The following is a 20,757-nucleotide window of genomic DNA, read 5'->3' as shown; positions in this document are numbered from 1 at the left end:
TCGATCTGCGCGGTGTGCGCTGCTGTCGCGCTGGCGAGCGCCTTCAAGGCCTTGCGGTTTTCGATCTCGAGGTCCGCCACCCGCGACCCGAGCCGGTACTTCTCCGCGCTGGCTTCGGACAGCCGGGCCTCGACTGCGCCCAGCTGCTCACGCTGCCTGTCCACTTCGGCCTGCAGCGCGAGGCTGGCGCGTCGAAGCGCCTCGAGCGATGACGACTCCTCCAACGCAACGTCGATGTCGTGTGCCGGAAGCGCAGGGGCGTTCGGGTCGATCATCTGCACCCCGGGCACCACCGACGCGACCGTCCCCGATACCGTACGGGGCCCGAGGAGCGCCGTGCCGGTCAGCTCCTTGCGCACGATGCAAATGGAGTTCAGGAACTCCACCGAATGCACCTGGGCCAGCACCTCCTCGTCGAGGTCGATGCCGTGAACGAGAGAGAACTCTTGCAACCACTCCTTGCGGGCCATCCCTCGCCCCCAGTGCTCATGCGACAGGACGTCCGCCAGTTGCTTGAAGAACGCCATCGAGGAGGTGGGCTCGAACAGCCCGCCTTCGAATTTCTTGCGGTAGCTGCAATGCAGGTCCTCGGCGATGTACATGCCACCGGGGCTCACACGACCGAAGTAGCGCGCAAACGAGCGAATGATGTCGCCCGACTTATGCGAGCCATCGTCGATCACGATATCGAAGGACGTGCCAAGGGCGCTCAGCGCCTGTGCGACCGCAGGTGTACCGGCATCCCCGATCACGACGTGGATGCGTGGGTCGCTGAAGCGCAACGTGGCACACGCCGGATCGATGTCGCAGCCGACGATGGACACCGCCTGGTCGAAGTACTTGGCCCACACCTCCAGCGAGCCGCCGTTTTGTACGCCGATCTCCAACAGGCGGATAGGCGCCGCCCGGAGGTGCTCGAACAATCTGGCGTATTCATCCAGATACAGGGACCACTTGTCGGCAACCTTGCCGTCGTGGAAGCGAAAAATGTCGTGGAGCGAAGTAAGTGTCATGCGATCGGAGGTTCGACGAGTACGCAACTTTTGAAGCAGAGACCCCGTGCAGCACGCGGCGCAATTTTCAGGGCCAGGGTCAGCTGCCACCGGAACGCTCAAGAGCGAGAACAGGAGCCCAAGTTCGCGGCCGCCCGGCGGTCTCATTGGCCGGTGCATCCATGGAGGTCGCATGCGGGCGCCGCCACTTGTGGGCGGCGGTCGGCTTGGATCATGCCACGCCCGGCTTCGAGTGATCCGCTGCACGGTCCAACGCGTCGAGCAGCCCGCGAATGCTCAGCGCCGGGTCAGGGTCGGCGGCGAGCAGGCCGCGCTGAACCTCGGGAGCAACCACGGTCAGCAGTCTGCGCATTTCGATGCGCGCTGCGACGTCTTCATAGGCTTTGGCCTTTTCGACCGACAACACCGGCGCAGACCAGATCGTGTTGCTGTTGTCTGTCTTGAAGTAGTAGTCGCCGATGACATGCGGCAGCGCCTGGAAATCCGCACTGACGGCCGAGCACAGACGCAGGAGCAAGTCGTAGTCTTCCTCCCAGACGAGCGATGTGTCGAAGCGAAGCAGGCCGTCGGGCAAGCCCGCCCGGTCGATGAGATAGGAGTGAATCGGGCAGAAGTTGCCCCGGAACAGATCCGCCAGCCCCGCCCCGCTGAAAGGCGAGGGCACGTGCCTGGCGACATGCACGAAGTCGGCATGCACGTCGGCCCCGACCGTGCGGACGGAGGCGAACGCGACAGACGCACCGCTGTCGCGCAGGCGAGACATCAGCAGCTCGTAGGCTTCGGGGAACAGCGTGTCGTCGTAGTCGAGGAAGGCCACGTACCGCCCTGTCGCGGCCTCCAGGCCCAGGTTGAGCAGTTCGGTGCGGGCGTCGGGTGGGTTTGGGCTTTCCCAGTTGCAGAGAACCAGTTCGGGCGCGTCGGGGAGCGCCAACAAGGGCGCAAGGACCTCATGGACCTGTCGCTGCTCGTCGCGCGTGAATCTTTGTGTGGCCAGGACGATGCGCAGCGGCCTGTAGCGCTGCCCGACCAAGGAGAAGATGCATCGCTCCAGCTCAAGTAAACGCCGGCTGTCATGGAGCCGAACAATGCAGTCGATCTGTGTGTCAATCATCGGAGAGCCAGCGCGCAGGCGCGAAAAGAGTGCGGTGTTCGAAATTCGCCAAGTGCCGCCAATCGGCCGGGACAAGCTCCGGCACGGTGTCGGGGACGGCGATGGCGTGCGCCTTCATCTCTGAAAGAAGCCAGGCGTCGAATGCAGCCGGTGCGGCCCACTTTCTCGCCAGAATCAACGCCGACTGGTAGATCATGGCAATGGTCCTTTCGCTGCGCAGGCGATTCGTGACCGCATGCAGGAAAAGCGCGGTCGGGCAGGTCTTGAGTGCGAACCCATGGGCCTTCGCTCGCCACGACAGGTCGACGTCTTCGCAATACATGAAGAACTGTTCATCGAAGCCCCGCAGGCGATCGAAGGCAAGGCGCGGGATGAGCACGCACCCCCCGGAAACCCAGGGCGTCTCGAAGCTGGTCAGGTCGTAAGGCTTCGGGTGTTCACGCGGAAACTGGATGGCCTCGATCAACGCGCGATCATGGTTGACCGCCATCATGTTCATCATGGCCCGAACCGCACCGGGGTGCAGCACCCCGTCGGGGTTGAGTGCCATGTAATGGGTCGCCCCGGCCTCGAACGCCTGCGACATCAGTCGATTGTGTGCCGCGCCGAAGCCGATGTTTCCGGTGGAGTCGCACACGCGAACCCTCGGCGCCTGCAGGCATGCGTCGTCGGTTACCGCGCCGTTCTCGAGGACGTACACGACGCCACTGCCGCTCGAATGGTTCTCCAAGGCTGCCCGCGCAGCGCCCAAGGACCGCCTCACTTCGGTGGTTGGATTGTTGAAGGTGACGACGCCGATCGCCACGTGGCCCGAGGGGCGCGCTGTTGCCGTGTCGCGCACCCCGATGGCCTTGCGCTGCACGCTGCGCACGAAGGCCGGTGACGGCGCCGGAACGGGAAGCGGCGGCGCGACGCGGGGTCGCTCACGCCCAGGCGACAGCAGGCTGAAGCAGTTGCGCTCGACCCACGCATGGAGGGCCGCTTCCGTGTCCGCCTTCTCGATGCGTGGGGTATCGAGGTAGAACTCGGGTCGCGCGACCTTCACCCAGGCGAACCCAGCGTGCTCGCACGCAAAGTAGAAAAGGCGCTCGATCGCATGCGCCAGCGTTCCGTCGATCTGGCCCTGCTCGGGCTCGAAGTCGTCGAAGGTCAGGCCCAGGTCCAGCAGCGGCCTCAGCGCCGAGGTGCGCGCCCAGAACATCGAGCCGGACGGAAAATCCAGCGGCGCGTCGGGGTCGAGCGCAAACCCCATGCGGGACGCCAGCCGCTGGCATCTCTCGAAATTCCCGCCCCAATTGACCCACTGGCGCATGGGTTCGAAATGCTGCACCCCGATCATGCCGACCTGCGGCTCGAAGTCGAGCACGGCCAATGCGCTGCGGGCCCCGTCGCCATCCCCCACCAGGGTTTCGACCAGGAACTGGCGCCAAGGCGCCAGGACCGATGCGTGCGTCGAGCGGCTTGCCGTGCAACTGCAGCACGTACTCGTAGCGGGCATACACGTCAGCAAAGCCGACCAGCTTGGCCGCGATATCCCGTCCTCGATTGGGAAGCACCCGCACCTGTGTGACACCACCGGTCCACAGCGCAAATGCCGATCTGACAATCTCGGCGTCGCGCTCACTGGAGGTCGATACATACACATCGGCCGGCTCCCGCAAGCACTGCAGGTACCCCAAGAACTCATTGGCGAACTCGACGAAGTGCAAATGAATGACGACGGCCAACCTGGGCGCTTGCAAGTCGCGCGTCAAAGGCCGAGCCCATGACATGGGGATACGACCGGCTGCAGTGCTGGGTGGAGCACAGGGCGATGCCGAGCGACGCACCGATGCCGCGCAGATGGCGCAACACGCTGCGCAGCAGCACCTGAGCGCCTTGCGGTCGGAAGTGCAGCGCCTCGAGGGCGAACTGAGCGCGACCGCCAGTAACGCCGATGTCAGGCTTACGGTCGAAGTAGCAGTCGCACGCACCCCCGTCGCCACCACCACGGGTGCGCCGGTGTTGGATTCATCCACCATCTTGGAAGCCCCTCCCTGGGGTTTTCTATATGTATGGAAGGATTATCGGGGTGACCGACCACTACGCCCTCAAGCGCTACAGGAACCCAACCTCGCCTGGGAAAGTGCGCCTGCCGTCCATATCGCAGGAATTTTGCACGGGACTGCCCTTGCAGAACTAAGCCCGGACGGCAGCCACCCACACCTCGGATGACATCGACGGCTGCGCCAGCTCATGACGTGTGCGCACTAGCCCCAGTGAGGAAGCCACTGAGCTAGCATTCAGGCATGCAGCTTCCCAACAGACAAAACAATTTTGATGGACTGAGACTGATTGCGTCGTTGATGGTCTTAGTTAGCCATCAATTCGTGCTCTCCGGCCGCTCCGAGCCGCTCGCCATCGGCAGATTTACCTACGGCACGCTAGGCGTATTGGTGTTTTTTTCTCTCAGTGGCTACTTAATTGCCGGAAGCTGGCTTCGTGATCCGCACCTTTTCTCATTCACCAAGAAGCGTCTTTTGAGAATATGGCCAGCACTTGCTGTGTGCGTAGTTACTTTGACGACAATATGCATAATTGCGCAGCCTGATCGTATCAATCTTGCTGACAATTTACAGCGAGACTCAGTTGCGAGGTCTCGCTGAGAAAATGGGGAATCCCACTTTAACCCCTTGGCTCTTGGGAGTTTTCCTTACAGCCTCATTGCTTCGCACTTGTCCGAAGTTAATGTCAAAACGATGGTGGATGGTTGCGGCCGGAGGCGTATTCATTGCGAGCGGAAAACCATCTTTAGGCCTCATGCTCGCAGCCCCACCGCTTATAATCTCACTTGGCGAGGCCACATCTTCACTGCTGAAGAACAGTTCGCGCTTCGGCGATCTATCGTATGGCATTTATTTGTGGGCATGGCCGGTACAGCAGTCCGGCATTTACCTTTTCGGCAAGGACCGCCCTTTCTTTGTTCTTCTTTCATTTTCCATTGCGGCGACACTGCCACTAGCATTTGTGAGTTGGCACGCAATTGAAAAGAAGGCGCTGAGATTTAAGATTTCATCCGCAACTACAGAGCGCACTTCCTGAGCCTCTTTAGGCTTACTAGCAAAGTAGACCCGGGACTAATTCGCGTTTACTAATGCAATTCGACAATTTTAAGAGAGCCGCATCAGGACACAAAAAAATTCACAGCGCAATCAACAGCACTCAAGCATCTTATCGCGACAATCGACTTGCGCTCTTTGCGGAAAAAAATAATTTACCAACCGCACCCACTATAGATAGACATGTGCGCGTACGGCAAATTTAATTTGCGCATTTCAGCCGAAACATTTACATTAAAACCGACAGCGGCAGCACAATTCGTATAGATTTTCTCCAGGCTGTACTTGGCTACAATCTCCAGCAATTTCCGACCGAAACCAAAGGCACTGCATGACAATCAAAGTGGATTTCGACGACCACAAGGACAACTACAATAATCTTCTCAGAGAAAGCGTGGGCTTTTTCTCGGAAGACGAAGCTTATTTCGCCCGCTATAAAACAGAAATTGTACGTAAGGCAGCAGCCGCGAAACCGACGCGAATTCTTGAATATGGGTGCGGCATTGGCCGCAATATCCCGTTCCTTGTAGAGGCATTTCCAAGCTCTGAAATCGAGGGCTCAGACATTGCCCCAGAGAGCCTCTCAATAGCAAAGAAGAATAATCCTGGGATAAATTTCTTTCTAGAGGACGACAATTGGAGTGGAGATCCCTTCGACTTAGTCTTCGTCGCAAGCGTCTACCATCACATTCCGCTCAAAGAACGCGATGCAGTGACGAGAATGCTCTTTTCGCGCCTCAAGCCCGGCGGAGAGGTATGCATTTTCGAGCACAATCCCTATAATCCAATTACTCGCCGCATCGTCAGCCGTTGCCCCTATGATGCTGATGCAGTTCTACTTAGGCCCTCCGAGTTGAAGTCAATGCTGCGCCGCGCCTCGTTTGAAGTGGCCGGCGCCTCTTATTGCTTATTTGTTCCACCTGCATTTTCACGTTTGGCATGGCTTGAATCTCGGTTGGGCTGGTTGCCGTTGGGTGGGCAGTATTGGATCCGAGGATCTCGCCCTCAGGTTTAAAGCACGTTTAGCATCTCGTGATTAGATGAGGTTTGGTGAATAGCCCTCCCTAATCAAGGCGCAATACCATCGAGCTTTTATTAGATTACGGGGATTTCTGTGGCGCACCACCTGCGTGAGAGATCGTTGCAGAACGCAGTTTCGTTGCAAACTCCTACGAGGGTTAAACGAGATATCGCCCAAGCCTTCCCCGCGTGAATTAGAAGCCTCACGCTCTGCAGGAAGCGCATCGGTGAAAGAGCTTGGAGACCTGCTGATAGCCGCCATTGAGGCGGCCCAGCGCGTTTGCCTCTTGAGGGCCTCCTGTGATCGACGCGTAGCGCTGGCGCGCGCTGGTGGACGCGCACCGGCATGTTCGTGGGGGCGGTGGCCATGCTGGCCAGTTGTGGCGGGGGAGGTGGCGGCGCTGCAGGAGACGGTGGGTTGAGCGCCAGTGCGGGTGCTGGCACTGCCGGGATCACGCCGGAGGTGGCTGCCGTCGTCGCGGCAGGCCGGGCGCGCCGGTCGATCCCGGCACCTCAGCGTGGATCTCGTCATCGGCAAAACCACCGTTGCATGCCAAAGCCATTTCGCACCCCAAGGACAGCCGCGCGCAGAAGAGGAATCGCCAGCACCACGCGAAGGTGGCGGAGGAATGCCGCGTTGCCCTGCCCTAGCACCTACAACCGTACGGCCCCAAGGCTAGCCGCGCAGATCGGCCGCTTTGCACACGCCAAGCGGTTCAACCGCCTGCGCAAGGCCGTATGACTTGCGCACCGGCAAGTCGCGTGCCGCGCCGGAGGCGCGCCAACGCTCCGCGTTGCCCGAGCAGGCGCAGGCTAGGCAAAACGACCTGCTGGTGCGCAAAGGCCACATCCTCACCGAGCGAACGATAGACAAGAACAAGCTAGCCGCTGTTTCCGTCCGCGGTCGAATGCATGAGCAAGCGCACGGCCCGAACGCGTTACAAGTTCGGCGTGCAGGCGTGCATCGCGACGACTTCGAGGCAATGCCTTATCACCGCAGCGCCATCGAGCCAACAATCGAGCAAATGAAGATGCATGAGCGTTTAGGTCGATCCCGTTCAAGGGCACGTTGGGCGATGCGCTGCATGCGGTGATCCTTGGCGCCCAGCACAACTTGAGGCGGATCTCGGCGAAGCGGGGCCACTTCGTGCCCGACTCAACAGACTTCCAGTGTCGTTGCAGGGACGCTCTGCGGCAGAGAGAACCACACTTAATTCGTGCGCGGTTAAAAAACGGCTTGCTCACGGCCGGCAAATTAGATAAGCCTCAAGCGCAATGCGCCAAAGATCCTAAGGCGTCGCGCGACTCACACAAGGCCCCTCAAATAGAGTTTCAGCAAGAGCACATCGCGCGCAAGCTGCCTCACAGCGATCACGAAATCGTCAACGCTCTTCGCTGACCTACAAGCATCCACAGCCGCAATCCATTTTTAACGGAAGACAAAATGCTTCGCAAGAAAATAAAAAGATATCGTATATACCGGGACACCGATCGCCTGCGCAAGATAACCATCCAAGTAGAATTGATCAATCGCCAACATGACGACAGCGAGGTTCAAGAAATATGAAATCGCAGCGGCCAGCACAAATCGCCTAAACGCTGGCGCAAACTCACCGACACTGGAAAAAGTAAAGCGCCCATTCAAAAAAAAACTGACGCACAGTCCTATCCCGTAACCCAAGCCGTTTGCGACAATATCACCTGCGCCAAACAAGAACTTCGCAGCAAATATTATCAGCAGACCGAGCAGCGTATTGATCGCGCCAACCAATAAAAATGCAACAAACTGCATAAATGGCAAGCGTCGATAATTCTTAACCGACCGACTTAGAGATCGGCGCAGCCGGATTAGCATATGAGATGCGTTCAGCATTAAGCAACTCCGCGATTCCGACAGTCAAGCTCCGGATCTTTCTTCCACGCTGATTCAGAACCACGGAGCGAAACTGCACGCGCCGGGAGTAGAGAGAGGCACTCCGATTTATACCGGTAGTAATCCTCGGAGACTTTCTACAAAGCCTTCTGAATATTGATATTATTTCCGCTATCGTAGTAGGGCATTCGGACGCAACAACCTTAACATTTGCATCGCCCAAACAGTCCAAGGCTGGAATTGTTTGCACTATCGCCTCAGCCGCATCGTCAACCGAAATGTAGTCCCTTATCGTGTCAATCGGAACGTAGATACCTACAGGTTTGTTACAGATAATGCTGCGCGCAATATGAGTCAACAGCCCTTGAGATTTATCTCTCGCCTGACCCGAACCATACAATGTTGAAATTCGAGCAAGTAGAGCTGTTGTTTTTGGCTTGCCCGCGCAAAACGCGCTGACCAAATTCTCCTGCCGTATTTTCGCAAAGCCGTACGCACTATTTGGCGCCGGCACCGAAAGCTCAGTGATCAATTCATCTTTCGACGCAGCATATATAGCACCCGCGGAACTTGCAAGTATAAATACGCCCTTCATGTGCATTAGCCTTCTGTCCGCACCAATTAACTCCAAGAGGCACGCAAGAGCGCAGGTCTCTGAACGCAGAGCGTCCTCGGTAGCATTCATTGTTCCAACTCCAGCAGCCCAATAAATCTGCCACACGCTCGCACCCATCGCCGCGGAAGAGAACCGAGTTACGGCCGCTGACAATTGAGATCGAAGGGCCACTTCGTCGACCCAGTTGAAGCGCTCAGCTGGTGAAAACGGCTTCACCCCATCACCTAAAAGCGCACGAGATAGCGCGGACCCGAGAAGACCCCCCGCCCCCAGGACCCAAGCAGCTATCAAGAACGGCTCCCGCGACTCGGCTTGGATGTGACGACATAAAGCGGCTTCCCCATCACAATCCCCATCGTTACCGCTAGATATTCAGCTATGACACCTAAGGCCATCAAGATCACGCCTGAGAAAAATGCCACAACCACCGCAAGAGAAGTCCAGCCACTGACGGACACCCTCCCAGTGAATTTCTCGTAAATTGCATAACCCACAAATCCAATCGCAAGAAGCACCGAAAAGAATCCGACTATTGTTATTAACCGCAGCGGACGCGTCCCGGTGGTCAGCACAAGACTCCAGAAATGCCTAACCAAAGAGAAGAATGAATAGCCGGAAGGGCGCTCAAACTCGCGCCTTAGAAGAATAGGGCTGTGGCCGACGCGCCCAGCTATCCAGAAAAGCCCGACATCGAGATACACGCCATTGCCGCAATACGCAGAAAGAGTTCGAGCAATTTCCCCATCGATCAACCTGAAACTATTAAAGCGTCCAATTTTCCGATTTCCTAGTACCCTTGAGCTGATGATCTTTGCTACGCCGCTGAAAAAGTTGCGCAATTTGCCGTGCGGCGGCGAATTAAGCGGTTGTGCATAAACCAACTGAAGCGCCTCGCGCGTGGCGTGATCTAGCAATGCCCCAATGCTGAGCGGATCCTGTTGTCCATCTTCGTCCATCGTGACAACCCAATCGCCCGTGGCGCTAGCCATTCCAGCCATCGTCGCAGCGTGCTGGCCAAAATTCCGCGACAACCAAATAGCGCGCACGAAATCATGCTCCCCTTCCAACTCCGATATGACTATGTCCGACCGATCCGGTCCGCAATCATGAACCAACAGGACTTCGCATAGAAAAAATCTGTTTCCATCTGCCGTAACCTGCAATTCCGTCAAAGCTCGAAGTTCGGAGATTAGCACAGGGAGTGTTTTCTCGCCACCATAAACGGGAATAACAACGGAAATTCTTTGCGGAGCAATCATTACAAACCATTAATTGTGAGTCCGAATTTACACAAATCGCATCACGCAGATGCGCGCACGACCACGCACGATAAACTCAACCACTCGATCTACTGCGGCAAACAAACGACTACCAACCCATTAATCGCAGAGATAGATTCCTCATGTGGCCAAGCGCGAGCACGTGCACAGTGCTCACGGCCAGCAACGATTTCGTCACCTGAAGCCGATTTGAAGTTATAGCCCGAAACTTCAATCAACAATGGGACTTTCGAGTTTTCCGGAGCAAACGCAGAGATATTCATATCCCCTTGAATTGTATTTAGCGTTGCCGAGTGTCGCCAACTGCCGCCGCCAACGTAAATCGGCTGTGAATCCGATTTGAACCCAGTCAGCCGCTCGATTCTAGCGACAACCCTGTTCGCCTCAAAACCATCCCACGCATTCAATCTTTTTTGATCGGCGAATATTTGATTGTTGATGACCACGAACGACGCAACGAGAACAACCGCGACAACAAAAAAAGCTTTTGTGGAGAGATTGGAGCCAACAATCTTGGCAATTTCAATAACTCCCGGATACAAAAAGACGAGCAATAGCCCGTAAATTACTGGAACTTGCGGCAGAACCCTAGGCACAGGCCACCACTCTTTGAAAGGGGCAATCACACCAACCGTTACCGGGATAAGAAGCAGAATTGACAACAATAATGCGAGCGCGCTCTTAAAACCATCCTGCCGCGAGATGACACTTTTAGAAAAAACATACAAAGCGCAGATCCCTGATGCGAAGATGCCTAGCAAAGCAATGGCCTTTAGCCACCGCGGAAAAATTGGCTCACCCTTCCAATAGACGCGCGCCAGAAGTTCGCCAATCAGTTCGAGACGCAACGGCACCTCCTTCCAACCGATAAAATTCGCTCTTCCGGTCGGCTCCATGACTCCAAGCCGCTTTAGGATATAGATCGCCAAGAGGAAGAATGCAGCACTTGCAACGCATATAACGGACAAAGCGAATGCCCGCCGATAATGCTCAGCTGCCGAGGCCGCATTACGTCCAATACGCGCCCTCTCAAATGCCCCAAACAAAAAGCAAAACGCAATAGCAGCTGCGAGATAGTTCAAAAACCCTTGGTAAATTAGAAGCATTCCCGACACCGCGAGAAATGAAGTCAAGTACCGTCTGGCGTCCGACCTGCAGTCGGCAGCCATTTCAAATGCCAAAATCGAAAGCGCCGCAGCGATGCAATACCCTGGCAGAACCATCCGAAAAGTCAGAATTTCGGCTAAATAAGGATGCGCCACCATCAACGGACCTGCCAGCACTGCAGCAGGCGAATTTACGACGCCGACAAACCTCAAAATCGCCACGACCAACGCCGACTGAAGAAGTAGTGCTAGAAATCCAAAGGAAAAATAAAGATCGCTCAGGTTTGCACCGAGGGAGTCGATTAACCTTGCAAAGCCCCCCAGTAAGAATCGACCCTGCGTTAAAAGGAAATTAAAGTCGCTTTGCTTTAGACCCTGCGCAAAAACGTAGTCATCGACTGCAAATCCTCGAGAAAGAACTTCTCCCTTCGAAAGCACTGCGATGGCAAAAACTATAAGCAGGAGCCTCACACTCCTACGATCCCAGAACACAAGTTCAACACCTTTCAGGCTATTCATTGCAATCCAATTTCGAATGGTTTTCGCTTGGCTCAGACTGCAACACGAAGCTTGCTCTGAGCATTTTTTTTTGTTCGCTGAAGGTACTGCTCGAAAATCTCGCTTGGTGCGGCGATACATCCAGCAGAGGTTGTTTGCCGCACCAAAGAAATCTGCTTCATCCGTATAGCATGACCTGTTTCAGGGACACATTTGTGAATTGCCCCCGCCGACATCGTCTTCAAATTCCAACCCCAATCCTCATAACCGATTTGTGCGACCAAGTTAGTTTCGGGATAAGGATGTTGGACTAAAAATTTCCTTCGTACAAAGCACAACGATGTCCAGTAATTCACCAACGCCAGCGGCCCGATACTAAACGCACTACTCTCAGAGTCGACGTGAACGAAGACATGAGGGTCATGTCCAAAGTAGACATTTACCTCTGGATGGAGCACCAACTCTCGACCATCTAAACGCGCCATTGAAAGCGCGTCGGTCAACCAATTCCCCCCCCATAAGTCATCCCCGTCCAAAAAGGCGACGTATTCGCCGTTCGCCAAGATTGCAGCTTCATTCCGGCAATGGCCTACGTCGCCATAGTCCATCGGCACTATCCGAGAGTTTTCAATATCAGATACACAATTCTCGACAACCTCTACACTGAATTGATCGGAACGGTCCATCGCAATCAACAGTTCAGTTGTGACGCCGCTTTGTCGCGCCAACTTAAAGCAAGTGCGGACGCTTTCCAGCGCTGGCTTGAGCAACAGTCCCTCTCTGTGAGCATTTACGATGGCGGTAACGTCGACCTTATGCATGACGGTGAGGCTCCGCATTAAAAACCGAAGAAGTGAGTTTATACTTAAAACTCTTCCACGAGCGTTCCGAGCCAAGCTTTTCGCGCATTGCCAACTGCCGGCGGGCGACTTCTAATGGATTGGACGTAACTTCAATTACCGCGTTGCAATACGCATTCTCGTCCTCTATTGCGTCGATTAACCATCCGGTCTCATTCGTCACCAGTTCAGACACGCCACCTACATTGCTCGCTATGATTGGAATTCCAGCAGACGCAGCATTGATGAGCACCGTAGGCATTCCTTCAAAGCGCGAGGTAAAGATGAAAGCAGAATATTTTTCGAGCGGGAGGCTGCTGAAGGAAGCAAATTCCCCCAGAACGCTCACGCCTGGGTTCCGGTTGGCTAATTTTTTGAGTTCTTCCTCCCGATCGATCTCGCCTACCCCATAGATGTCTAGCGAAATATCCGGCAACGTCTTGATAATCCGACCGAGAAGTTCAGTGTTTTTTTGATAGCAAAAGCGGCCCGCCCACAACAGCTTGCCAGAAGAACCAGCGATCGCGCTCGCTGAAAAATCCCCCAAGTCGCTCAGTGCAGGCTGAGGCAGAAATTGAAGTTTCGCCCAAATCGATTTGGGCAAGCCATATCGAGTAATAATTTCTTCAATAAAAACTTTTGTATCGAAGTAGATCGCATCGATGTTTTTAATAGCGGTGCGCAGATGCGTATCCGCGTACCCAGCGCCTCTTCCATCCGCGGTAAAATCCCGACAGAACAACGCCGCATAAACGCGGCAAATCGTGCGGATCGCTCTGCCCTTTTCAACGATTAGATCCCAGCAAGCGCGACTATTGACGTTCATGATTGACGCAGGTCGCAAAACAAAGATCAGCGCCTCGACAATTCTTTGCCTATTTCGTTCGCTTATTTTTTCGCCGTAGTCGGACAAGACAAGCACTTGAGACCCGGAGGGAAGCCAATCGAAAGCATCGATGTTGGGATAGTCGGTTAGCACTAACAGCGTAGCATCGGTCCCCAAGGCTTCCTGAGCTGCCCGAAGCATATTGACGCCAGCCAAGTCAGCGCCTCCCTTTACCAACCACGGCATAAATAGAATGTGCCGGATTCCACTCGGCAGATCATGAAATATCTGACTCCATACAGCTGTGAACTCGTCAGATGGGATACTGAAATTCTGCCAAAGTCGCAGGTACTTTTCATGAAGTGGATGACATGACTCGATTTCGGGATCAAGCGGCGTTAGCTCACTGACAGTTCGCCTAACGACAGCAGCAGTCCTAGGCGATATTCCGTTCAAACGGCCTTCTTTAATCCCGTAATTAATGTAGTGAAGCAAAGGATTAACTTTGTGCAAAACCACGTCCGGGTATATCGCGTTATACCACCCACAGTCGAAATTTTCGCTAGCCTTTAGCCCTTCAAACCCGCCGTAACGCAAGAAGTGAAGGTACGGGTCCAGACCTTCACGGCCGGAGACTTGATCCAAATAATACCTTGGGTCAAACAGCTCAGTATTTTTCAGCGTTTCAATGTCTCGAAGTTCTTGCTCACTTAAGGGCGCATTTGATTCTACTGCGTATGGATTGGGAATTTCAGCGCTCCCCCGACCGTCGCGAGTTTTCCGATTCTCGCTCGCACCCCGGACCAGATAGTGAATCAACGGGTTCATTCCACTTGATCTGACATCCTCGTAGTGCCTCATATACCAAGCAGAGTCAAATTCCGCGCTGGCCGCCCGCCCCTCCCTGCCGCCATATCGAAGATAATGACCGAACGCATCATTCTCAGGCACGTCCGGGTTTTGTTCTAGATACCATTTAGCATCGAACAGGTGTGATTGCTTGAGCAGAGATCTGTAACGATGCTCGCGAATCGTTCGCAGCCACTCACCAAATTTTGTTCTCGGATTCATTATTTTCTTCGAGAGCGCATACGGGATCAATCTTCGTCGGAAAAACTTCGAAAGCGCTCTCAGCCGAAAGGCTTACACGCACTTGAGAGCCCTATGGAATACGGTCAAAGACCTCCGCTTGCTTGAAGGGCGCTCCTACACTGTCTTTTTTCGAGAGCGCTGGCTCGCCACCCAGATTAGGCCAATCGATATTGAGATCGCCATCGTTCCAAATGATGCATCTTTCATATTCGGGGGCGTAGTAATCAGTTGTTTTATAGAGAAAATCGGCCGTATTGGACAACACCAAAAATCCGTGAGCAAACCCCGGGGGCACCCACATCTGCCTGTGGTTTTGCTCGCTTAACTCAGCGCCAACCCATTGGCCAAATGTGGATGATGATCGCCTGATGTCAACAGCCACATCGAAGACCGAACCGCTCGTCACCCGAACCAATTTGCCTTGGGTCTTTTTGATTTGGTAATGCAGCCCCCTGAGCACACCTTTGGAAGATCTGGAATGATTATCCTGAACGAAATCCGCTTTTTTTCCAACAGCTTCTTCAAACAATCCCTGATTGAAACTTTCAAAGAAGAAGCCTCTGGCGTCACCAAAAACCTTCGGTTCGATGATTAATACATCAGGGATCGATGTGTTGACGATCCTCACGAACGCACCCCCTCTGCCAGCAGATGGTTCAGGTACTTGCCGTAGCCATTCTTCTGCAGCGGTGCAGCCAACTTGCGAAGCTGCTCGGTGTCGATGAACCCGGCGCGCCAAGCAATCTCTTCCGGGCAGGCGATCTTCAAGCCTTGTCGATGCTCCAGCGTGGCGATGAACTGGCCGGCCTCCAGCAGACTCTCGTGGGTGCCGGTGTCCAGCCACGCATAGCCACGCTGCATGATCTGAACATTGAGCGCGCCGGCGTCCAGGTACGCCTGGTTGACGGCGGTGATCTCCAGCTCACCGCGCGCGCTGGGCTTGACGGCCTTGGCGATGTCGACGACCTGGTTGTCATAGAAATACAGGCCCGTCACGGCGTAGCTGCTCTTGGGGTGGGTGGGCTTCTCTTCGATGCTGCTGGCCCTGCCACCGATGTCGAACGCGACCACGCCGTAGCGTTCCGGGTCCTGCACGTGATAGGCGAACACGGTGGCACCCGAAGGCTGGGCGTCTGCGTCGGAGAGCAGTTGGGCGAAGTCGTGTCCGTAGAACAGGTTGTCGCCCAGCACCAGCGCGCTCGGCGCGCCCGCAAGAAAGTCCTCGCCAATCAGGAAAGCCTGCGCCAGCCCGTCCGGGCTCGGCTGCACCGCGTACTGCAGGTTCATGCCCCATTGGCTGCCGTCGCCCAGCAATTGCTGAAAGCGCGGCGTGTCTTGCGGGGTGCTGATGATGAGGATGTCGCGCATGCCGCCGAGCATCAGCGTGCTCAGGGGGTAATAGATCATGGGTTTGTCGTACACCGGCAGCAATTGCTTGCTCATGGCCAGCGTGGCCGGGTGCAGTCGGGTGCCGGAGCCGCCGGCCAGGATGATTCCCTTGCGTTTTGTCATTCGTGATGTCCCTTGTTATCCGAGAGTTTCTTGCAGCATCCGCGCCACGCCCGTCTGCCACGCCGGCAGCACCAGCCCGAAGGCCGACTGCAGTTTGGTGGTGGTCAGCCGCGAGTTGAGCGGCCGCCGGGCCGGCGTCGGAAAGTCGGTGGTGGGCACCGGCGCGATCGCATCGGCAGCGACCTTGATGTCGACGCCGGCCGCGCGGGCGTGCTCGATCACGAAACGTGCGTAGCCGTGCCAGGTGGTTTCGCCGCCGGCGACGAGGTGATAGAGACCGGCTTTCCCCGCGTCGTTCACGGTGGCGCGAATCGCGTGGGCCGTGACGTCGGCCAGCAGCTCTGCACCGGTCGGCGCACCGAACTGGTCGTCGATGACGGTGAGCCGGTCGCGCTCCTTGGCCAGGCGCAGCATGGTCTTGGCGAAGTTGCCGCCGCGTGCGGCGTAGACCCAGCTGGTGCGAAAGATGAGGTGGCGTGGGCAGGCCTGCGCGACCAACTGCTCGCCTTCCAGCTTGGTTCGCCCGTACACGCTCAGCGGGCCGGTCGGGTCGTCTTCCGTTCGCGGCGCGCTGCCGCTGCCGTCGAAGACGTAGTCGGTCGAGTAATGGACCATCAGCGCGCCAACCTCATGGGCGGCCTGGGCCACGACGCCTGGCGACGTGGCGTTGAGCGTCCGCGCGAACTCGGGTTCGCTTTCGGCCTTGTCGACGGCGGTGTGCGCCGCGGCGTTCACGATCACGTCGGGGCGCACCTTGCGGACAGTGTCGGCCAACAGGTCAGGCCGGCTGAAGTCGGCGTGCAAGTCGGTGCTGTCGAAATCGAGGGCGACCAGTTCGCCCAGCGGTGCCAGGCTGCGCTGCAGCTCCCATCCGACCTGCCCGCCCTTGCCCAGCAACAGCAGCTTCATGCGCCCGCCCTGGCCGAAGGCGCCTCGTACTGCTTCTGCACCCAGTCGCGGTAAGCCCCGCTTTGCACGTTGGCCACCCACTCGCCGTTGGCCAGGTACCACTCAACCGTCTTGCGAATGCCGGTGTCGAAGGTTTCGGCGGGCTTCCAGCCCATCTCGCGCTCGAGCTTACGCGCGTCGATGGCGTAGCGCCGGTCATGGCCGGGGCGGTCGGTCACGTAGCTGATCTGTTCGCGGTAGCTCTTGCCGTCGGTGCGGGGGCGAAGTTCGTCGAGCAACGCGCAGACGGTGTTGACGATCTCGATGTTGGGCTTCTCGTTCCAGCCGCCGACGTTGTAGGTCTCGCCCAGCCGGCCGTCCTGGAGCACGCGGCGGATGGCGCTGCAGTGGTCCTTCACGTAGAGCCAGTCGCGCACCTGCATGCCATCGCCGTACACCGGCAAGGGCTTGCCGGCCAGGGCGTTGACGATCATCAGGGGAATGAGCTTTTCGGGGAAGTGGTAGGGGCCGTAGTTGTTCGAGCAGTTCGTCGTCACCACCGGCAGCCCGTAGGTGTGGTGCCAGGCGCGCACCATGTGGTCGCTGGCGGCCTTGCTGGCCGAATAGGGGCTGTTGGGCTCGTACTTGTTCTCTTCGGTGAAGGCCGGATCGGTGGCCGACAGGGAGCCGTACACCTCGTCGGTCGACACATGCAGGAAGCGGAAGGCGCCCTTTTCGTCCGGAGGGAGCGCATTCCAGTGTCCGCGCACCGATTCCAGCAGCCTGAAGGTGCCGAGCACATTGGTCTGGACAAAATCCTCGGGCCCGTGGATGGAGCGGTCCACATGCGACTCGGCGGCGAAGTTCACAACGGCACGCGGGCGGTGCGTGGCCAGCAGTTGGTCGACCAGCGCGCTGTCACCGATGTCGCCCTGCACGAAGACATGACGGGCGTCACCGACGAGCGACGCCAGCGTCTCGCGGTTGCCGGCATAGGTCAACTTGTCGAGATTGACGATCGGCTCGTCGTTTTGTGCAAGCCAGTCGAGTACGAAGTTGGCGCCGATGAAGCCGGCGCCGCCGGTGACGAGGATCATGTGGGAGGTCTTGGTCCGTTGATGAAGCCCGTTCCCGGGCAGCTCGCGATTATCCATGGGGCATGACGGACACATGACAGGTGCGGCGTGCCGACCGTTACATCTGTGTAGCCGAAAGAAACGCCCCCGCCAAGCCCCGTGATTTGGGTACAAAGCCACGAAAATGCGACATCCTCGACCCCACGGCCAATACGATTGGAAACAATCCCGCGCTACAGTCTGTTAGCTTTAGTTTTAATCCCGCCATCGGGTGCATCGTGACTCCACGATCCCGTCCGGCGTTTCCAGGGCCTGCGAGCCCAGGCTCACACCATGACCATCTCCATTCATCCTGTCGTCCTGTGCGGCGGCAGCGGCACCCGGCTTTGGCCCCTCTCGCGCAAGGCGTTGCCCAAGCAGTTCGCGCCGCTGATCGATAACAAGAGCCTGCTCCAGCTCACCCTGGAGCGGCTGCGCGAACTCAACAGCGACATCTGCTGCGTGGCGTCGGACGAGCATCGCTTCCTGGTGCAGGAGGCGCTGGACGCCGCCAAAGTCCAGGGCAAGCAGCTCCTCGAACCCGTGGCGCGCAACACCGCGGCCGCGATGGCTGCAGCCGCCCTGCTCGCAGACGCCGACGACCTGCTGCTCTTCGCGCCGGCCGATCACCACATCCCCGACGCCGCCCTCTTCGCCCAGACGGTGCGCAGCGGCATCGATGCGGCGCTGGCTGGCCACATCGTGACCTTCGGCGTGGTGCCGAGCTTCCCGAGCACGGCCTATGGCTACATCGAGTCCGGCGCGGCGCTGGCTGGTGGTGCAGCCGATGGCGTCGGGCGCGCGGTGGTTCGCTTCGTCGAGAAGCCGACCGCCGATGTGGCGCAGGCCCTGCTGCTCAAGGGCGGCTATTTCTGGAACGCCGGCATTTTCCTGGTGCAGGCACGCGTGCTGATCGACGCGTTGCGCCAGCACGCGCCGGACATCCTGGCCGCCTGCCAGCAGGCGACCACCGCACCGGACGTCGACGGCAGCTTCGTGCGCCTGAACCGCGAAGCCTTCGAGGCCTGCCGCAGCGACAGCATCGACTACGCCGTGCTCGAAAAGCACACCCACATCGCCGTGATTCCGTTTGCCGGCGCCTGGAGCGACGTGGGCAGCTGGAACGCCGTCGCCGACCTGTACCCGGCCGATGACGACGGCAACCGGCTCAGCGGCATGGCCAGCGCCCTGAATGCGCACAACACCTTCGTGCATGCGCCGATCCGGCCCGTGGTCGCCCTGGGCACCGAAGACCTGATCATCGTGGACACGCAAGACGCCCTGCTGGTCGCCAGCACCGCCTGCGCCGAACAGGTGAAGGATGTGGTGAACATGCTCAACCGAGAGGGCCGCCTCGAAGCGACCGAGCACCGCCGCGTGGCCCGCCCCTGGGGCGCCTACGACAGCGTCGACGCGGCCGAGCGCTTCCAGGTCAAGCGACTGACGGTCAAGCCAGGCGCCAAGCTGTCGCTGCAGATGCACCACCACCGCGCGGAACACTGGGTGGTGGTCAAGGGCACCGCCAAGGTGACGCGCGACGACGAGACGATCCTCGTGCGCGAGAACGAGTCGGTCTACATCCCACTGGGCACGGTGCACCGGCTGGAGAACCCCGGCAAGATCATGCTCGAAGTGATCGAAGTGCAGTCCGGCGGCTACCTCGGCGAAGACGACATCGTCCGCTTCGACGACACCTACGGCCGTGTCACCCCCATCACCGCCAAAACCAAATAACGTTAGCCATGACCGCAAAGAAAGCACTCATCACCGGCATCACCGGCCAGGACGGCTCGTACCTCGCCGAATTTCTGCTGGAAAAGGGCTACGAGGTCCACGGCATCAAGCGCCGGGCCTCGTCGTTCAACACCGATCGCATCGACCATCTCTACCAGGACCCGCACGAGAAGAACCGCAAGCTGCATCTGCACTACGGCGACCTGACGGACACCAGCAACCTGACGCGCATCGTGCAGCAGGTGCAACCCGACGAGATCTACAACCTGGGCGCGCAAAGCCATGTGGCGGTGAGCTTCGAGGCGCCCGAATACACCGCGGATGTCGACGCCATCGGCACGCTTCGCCTGCTCGAAGCGGTGCGCCTGCTCGGCATGCAGGACAAGACCCGCTTCTACCAGGCCAGCACCAGCGAGCTGTACGGCCTGGTGCAGGAAATCCCCCAGCGCGAGAGCACGCCCTTCTACCCGCGCAGCCCCTATGGCGTGGCCAAGCTGTACGCCTACTGGATCACGAAGAACTACCGCGAGGCGTACGGCATGTACGCCTGCAACGGGATCCTGTTCAACCACGAGAGCCCGCGTCGCGGCGAGACCTTCGTGACACGCAAGATCACCCGTGGCATCTGCAACATCGCTCAGGGCCTGGAGCAGTGCCTGTTCGTCGGCAACCTCGACGCGCTGCGCGACTGGGGCCATGCCAAGGACTACGTCCGCATGCAATGGATGATGCTGCAGCAGGACGCCGCCAAGGACTACGTGATCGCCACCGGCGTGCAGTACAGCGTGCGCGACTTCGTGCGCAAGACGGCGGCCGAACTCGGGATCACGCTCGACTTCGTTGGCACGGGCGTCGAAGAGAAGGCCGTGGTGCGCAGCATCGAGGGCGCCGACGCGCCCGGCGTGAAGCCAGGCGACGTGATCGTGTCGGTCGACCCGCGCTACTTCCGCCCGGCGGAAGTCGAGACGCTGCTGGGCGACCCGGCCCTTGCCAAGCAGGACCTGGGCTGGATCCCCGAGATCACCCTGGACGAGATGATCAGCGAGATGGTCGCCAACGACCTCGAGGCCGCGCGCCAGCATTCGCTGCTCAAGAAGCACGGCTACAGCGTGGCGGTCAGCCGCGAAGACTGAAGG

The 20,757-nt window shown here is 57.9% G+C and carries 19 protein-coding genes and 1 pseudogene; 7 read left to right on the top strand and 13 right to left on the bottom strand.

From position 1 onward, the window contains the following. Nucleotides 1-1,224 precede the first annotated feature (1,224 nt). The 3 genes and pseudogenes from ACSFA0_RS04180 to ACSFA0_RS04170 all read right to left on the bottom strand — a co-directional run. Nucleotides 1,225-2,124, bottom strand: a complete 900-nt coding sequence (locus ACSFA0_RS04180) for a glycosyltransferase family 2 protein (RefSeq protein WP_435448969.1) — start codon at nt 2,122-2,124, stop codon at nt 1,225-1,227. Continuing rightward, entirely contained in the window at nt 2,117-3,622 is a 1,506-nt protein-coding gene (locus ACSFA0_RS04175; protein WP_435448968.1) for a glycosyltransferase family 2 protein, read from the bottom strand. The genes ACSFA0_RS04180 and ACSFA0_RS04175 overlap by 8 nt, the downstream gene beginning before the upstream one ends. A gap of 22 nt (nt 3,623-3,644) precedes the next feature. Beyond that, nucleotides 3,645-3,896 (bottom strand): annotated as a pseudogene (locus tag ACSFA0_RS04170) (rhamnan synthesis F family protein); the annotation flags it as partial. Between ACSFA0_RS04170 and ACSFA0_RS04165 the strand changes: the two are divergent. From ACSFA0_RS04165 to ACSFA0_RS04145, 5 genes are all read left to right on the top strand, one after another. Then, nucleotides 3,838-4,338: a hypothetical protein gene (locus tag ACSFA0_RS04165; RefSeq protein ID WP_435448967.1), complete on the top strand. Its 501-nt coding sequence runs from the start codon at nt 3,838-3,840 to the stop codon at nt 4,336-4,338. The pseudogene ACSFA0_RS04170 and the gene ACSFA0_RS04165 overlap by 59 nt on opposite strands. 74 nt (nt 4,339-4,412) lie before the next feature. Further along, complete coding sequence (locus tag ACSFA0_RS04160) at nt 4,413-4,769, top strand: acyltransferase family protein (protein WP_435448966.1); 357 nt, start codon at nt 4,413-4,415, stop codon at nt 4,767-4,769. Then, nucleotides 4,702-5,205 (top strand): acyltransferase family protein, encoded by a 504-nt coding sequence (locus tag ACSFA0_RS04155; RefSeq protein ID WP_435450983.1) that lies wholly within the window; start codon nt 4,702-4,704, stop codon nt 5,203-5,205. The genes ACSFA0_RS04160 and ACSFA0_RS04155 overlap by 68 nt, the downstream gene beginning before the upstream one ends. A gap of 348 nt (nt 5,206-5,553) precedes the next feature. Continuing rightward, nucleotides 5,554-6,237 (top strand): class I SAM-dependent methyltransferase, encoded by a 684-nt coding sequence (locus ACSFA0_RS04150; RefSeq protein WP_435448965.1) that lies wholly within the window; start codon nt 5,554-5,556, stop codon nt 6,235-6,237. Between the two features lie 748 nt (nt 6,238-6,985). Continuing rightward, nucleotides 6,986-7,336, top strand: a complete 351-nt coding sequence (locus ACSFA0_RS04145; protein WP_435448964.1) for a hypothetical protein — start codon at nt 6,986-6,988, stop codon at nt 7,334-7,336. A gap of 335 nt (nt 7,337-7,671) precedes the next feature. On the opposite strand, the gene ACSFA0_RS04140 is transcribed toward ACSFA0_RS04145, so the two are convergent. The 10 genes from ACSFA0_RS04140 to rfbB all read right to left on the bottom strand — a co-directional run bounded on the left by ACSFA0_RS04140 (nt 7,672) and on the right by rfbB (nt 17,869). Continuing rightward, entirely contained in the window at nt 7,672-8,115 is a 444-nt protein-coding gene (locus tag ACSFA0_RS04140; RefSeq protein WP_435448963.1) for a GtrA family protein, read from the bottom strand. After that, nucleotides 8,057-9,022 carry an NAD-dependent epimerase/dehydratase family protein gene (locus ACSFA0_RS04135; protein ID WP_435448962.1) on the bottom strand — a complete coding sequence of 322 codons (966 nt, stop codon included), beginning with the start codon at nt 9,020-9,022 and terminating at the stop codon, nt 8,057-8,059. The genes ACSFA0_RS04140 and ACSFA0_RS04135 overlap by 59 nt, the downstream gene beginning before the upstream one ends. Further along, entirely contained in the window at nt 9,019-9,990 is a 972-nt protein-coding gene (locus ACSFA0_RS04130; RefSeq protein WP_435448961.1) for a glycosyltransferase, read from the bottom strand. The genes ACSFA0_RS04135 and ACSFA0_RS04130 overlap by 4 nt, the downstream gene beginning before the upstream one ends. A gap of 89 nt (nt 9,991-10,079) precedes the next feature. Next, nucleotides 10,080-11,636 (bottom strand): glucosyltransferase domain-containing protein, encoded by a 1,557-nt coding sequence (locus tag ACSFA0_RS04125; RefSeq protein ID WP_435448960.1) that lies wholly within the window; start codon nt 11,634-11,636, stop codon nt 10,080-10,082. Between the two features lie 32 nt (nt 11,637-11,668). Beyond that, complete coding sequence (locus ACSFA0_RS04120; protein WP_435448959.1) at nt 11,669-12,436, bottom strand: glycosyltransferase family 2 protein; 768 nt, start codon at nt 12,434-12,436, stop codon at nt 11,669-11,671. After that, entirely contained in the window at nt 12,429-14,351 is a 1,923-nt protein-coding gene (locus ACSFA0_RS04115) for a glycosyltransferase family 4 protein (protein WP_435448958.1), read from the bottom strand. The genes ACSFA0_RS04120 and ACSFA0_RS04115 overlap by 8 nt, the downstream gene beginning before the upstream one ends. A gap of 91 nt (nt 14,352-14,442) precedes the next feature. Next, nucleotides 14,443-15,000 (bottom strand): dTDP-4-dehydrorhamnose 3,5-epimerase, encoded by a 558-nt coding sequence (gene rfbC, locus ACSFA0_RS04110; protein WP_435448957.1) that lies wholly within the window; start codon nt 14,998-15,000, stop codon nt 14,443-14,445. After that, nucleotides 14,997-15,884 (bottom strand): glucose-1-phosphate thymidylyltransferase RfbA, encoded by an 888-nt coding sequence (gene rfbA / locus ACSFA0_RS04105; protein ID WP_435448956.1) that lies wholly within the window; start codon nt 15,882-15,884, stop codon nt 14,997-14,999. The genes rfbC and rfbA overlap by 4 nt, the downstream gene beginning before the upstream one ends. Before the next feature lie 15 nt (nt 15,885-15,899). Beyond that, complete coding sequence (rfbD, locus tag ACSFA0_RS04100) at nt 15,900-16,793, bottom strand: dTDP-4-dehydrorhamnose reductase (RefSeq protein WP_435448955.1); 894 nt, start codon at nt 16,791-16,793, stop codon at nt 15,900-15,902. After that, entirely contained in the window at nt 16,790-17,869 is a 1,080-nt protein-coding gene (gene rfbB, locus ACSFA0_RS04095) for a dTDP-glucose 4,6-dehydratase (protein ID WP_435448954.1), read from the bottom strand. Before rfbB ends, rfbD begins: the two co-directional genes overlap by 4 nt. 312 nt (nt 17,870-18,181) lie before the next feature. On the opposite strand from rfbB, the gene ACSFA0_RS04090 reads away from it, so the two are divergent. Beyond that, nucleotides 18,182-19,621: a mannose-1-phosphate guanylyltransferase/mannose-6-phosphate isomerase gene (locus ACSFA0_RS04090; protein ID WP_435448953.1), complete on the top strand. Its 1,440-nt coding sequence runs from the start codon at nt 18,182-18,184 to the stop codon at nt 19,619-19,621. Nucleotides 19,622-19,629: 8 nt separating this feature from the next. Next, nucleotides 19,630-20,754, top strand: a complete 1,125-nt coding sequence (gene gmd / locus ACSFA0_RS04085) for a GDP-mannose 4,6-dehydratase (protein ID WP_435448952.1) — start codon at nt 19,630-19,632, stop codon at nt 20,752-20,754. Nucleotides 20,755-20,757: the final 3 nt, after the last annotated feature.

Source organism: Variovorax restrictus (assembly GCF_051216715.1).
Classification (GTDB): domain Bacteria; phylum Pseudomonadota; class Gammaproteobacteria; order Burkholderiales; family Burkholderiaceae_C; genus Variovorax.
Note: the sequence above shows the minus strand (reverse complement) of the source record. Positions and strands in the feature narration are given on the sequence as shown.

Coding starts and splice junctions, on each gene's coding strand:
- ACSFA0_RS04165 (WP_435448967.1), top strand. CDS start 3,838: ATGACGACGGCCAACCTGGGCGCTTGCAAGTCGCGCGTCAAAGGCCGA.
- ACSFA0_RS04150 (WP_435448965.1), top strand. CDS start 5,554: ATGACAATCAAAGTGGATTTCGACGACCACAAGGACAACTACAATAAT.
- rfbD (WP_435448955.1), bottom strand. CDS start 16,793: ATGAAGCTGCTGTTGCTGGGCAAGGGCGGGCAGGTCGGATGGGAGCTG.
- ACSFA0_RS04140 (WP_435448963.1), bottom strand. CDS start 8,115: ATGCTGAACGCATCTCATATGCTAATCCGGCTGCGCCGATCTCTAAGT.
- ACSFA0_RS04130 (WP_435448961.1), bottom strand. CDS start 9,990: ATGATTGCTCCGCAAAGAATTTCCGTTGTTATTCCCGTTTATGGTGGC.
- ACSFA0_RS04115 (WP_435448958.1), bottom strand. CDS start 14,351: ATGAATCCGAGAACAAAATTTGGTGAGTGGCTGCGAACGATTCGCGAG.
- ACSFA0_RS04125 (WP_435448960.1), bottom strand. CDS start 11,636: ATGAATAGCCTGAAAGGTGTTGAACTTGTGTTCTGGGATCGTAGGAGT.
- ACSFA0_RS04175 (WP_435448968.1), bottom strand. CDS start 3,622: ATGCCCGCTACGAGTACGTGCTGCAGTTGCACGGCAAGCCGCTCGACG.
- ACSFA0_RS04090 (WP_435448953.1), top strand. CDS start 18,182: ATGACCATCTCCATTCATCCTGTCGTCCTGTGCGGCGGCAGCGGCACC.
- rfbA (WP_435448956.1), bottom strand. CDS start 15,884: ATGACAAAACGCAAGGGAATCATCCTGGCCGGCGGCTCCGGCACCCGA.
- ACSFA0_RS04120 (WP_435448959.1), bottom strand. CDS start 12,436: ATGCATAAGGTCGACGTTACCGCCATCGTAAATGCTCACAGAGAGGGA.
- rfbB (WP_435448954.1), bottom strand. CDS start 17,869: ATGATCCTCGTCACCGGCGGCGCCGGCTTCATCGGCGCCAACTTCGTA.
- ACSFA0_RS04180 (WP_435448969.1), bottom strand. CDS start 2,124: ATGATTGACACACAGATCGACTGCATTGTTCGGCTCCATGACAGCCGG.
- ACSFA0_RS04160 (WP_435448966.1), top strand. CDS start 4,413: ATGCAGCTTCCCAACAGACAAAACAATTTTGATGGACTGAGACTGATT.
- gmd (WP_435448952.1), top strand. CDS start 19,630: ATGACCGCAAAGAAAGCACTCATCACCGGCATCACCGGCCAGGACGGC.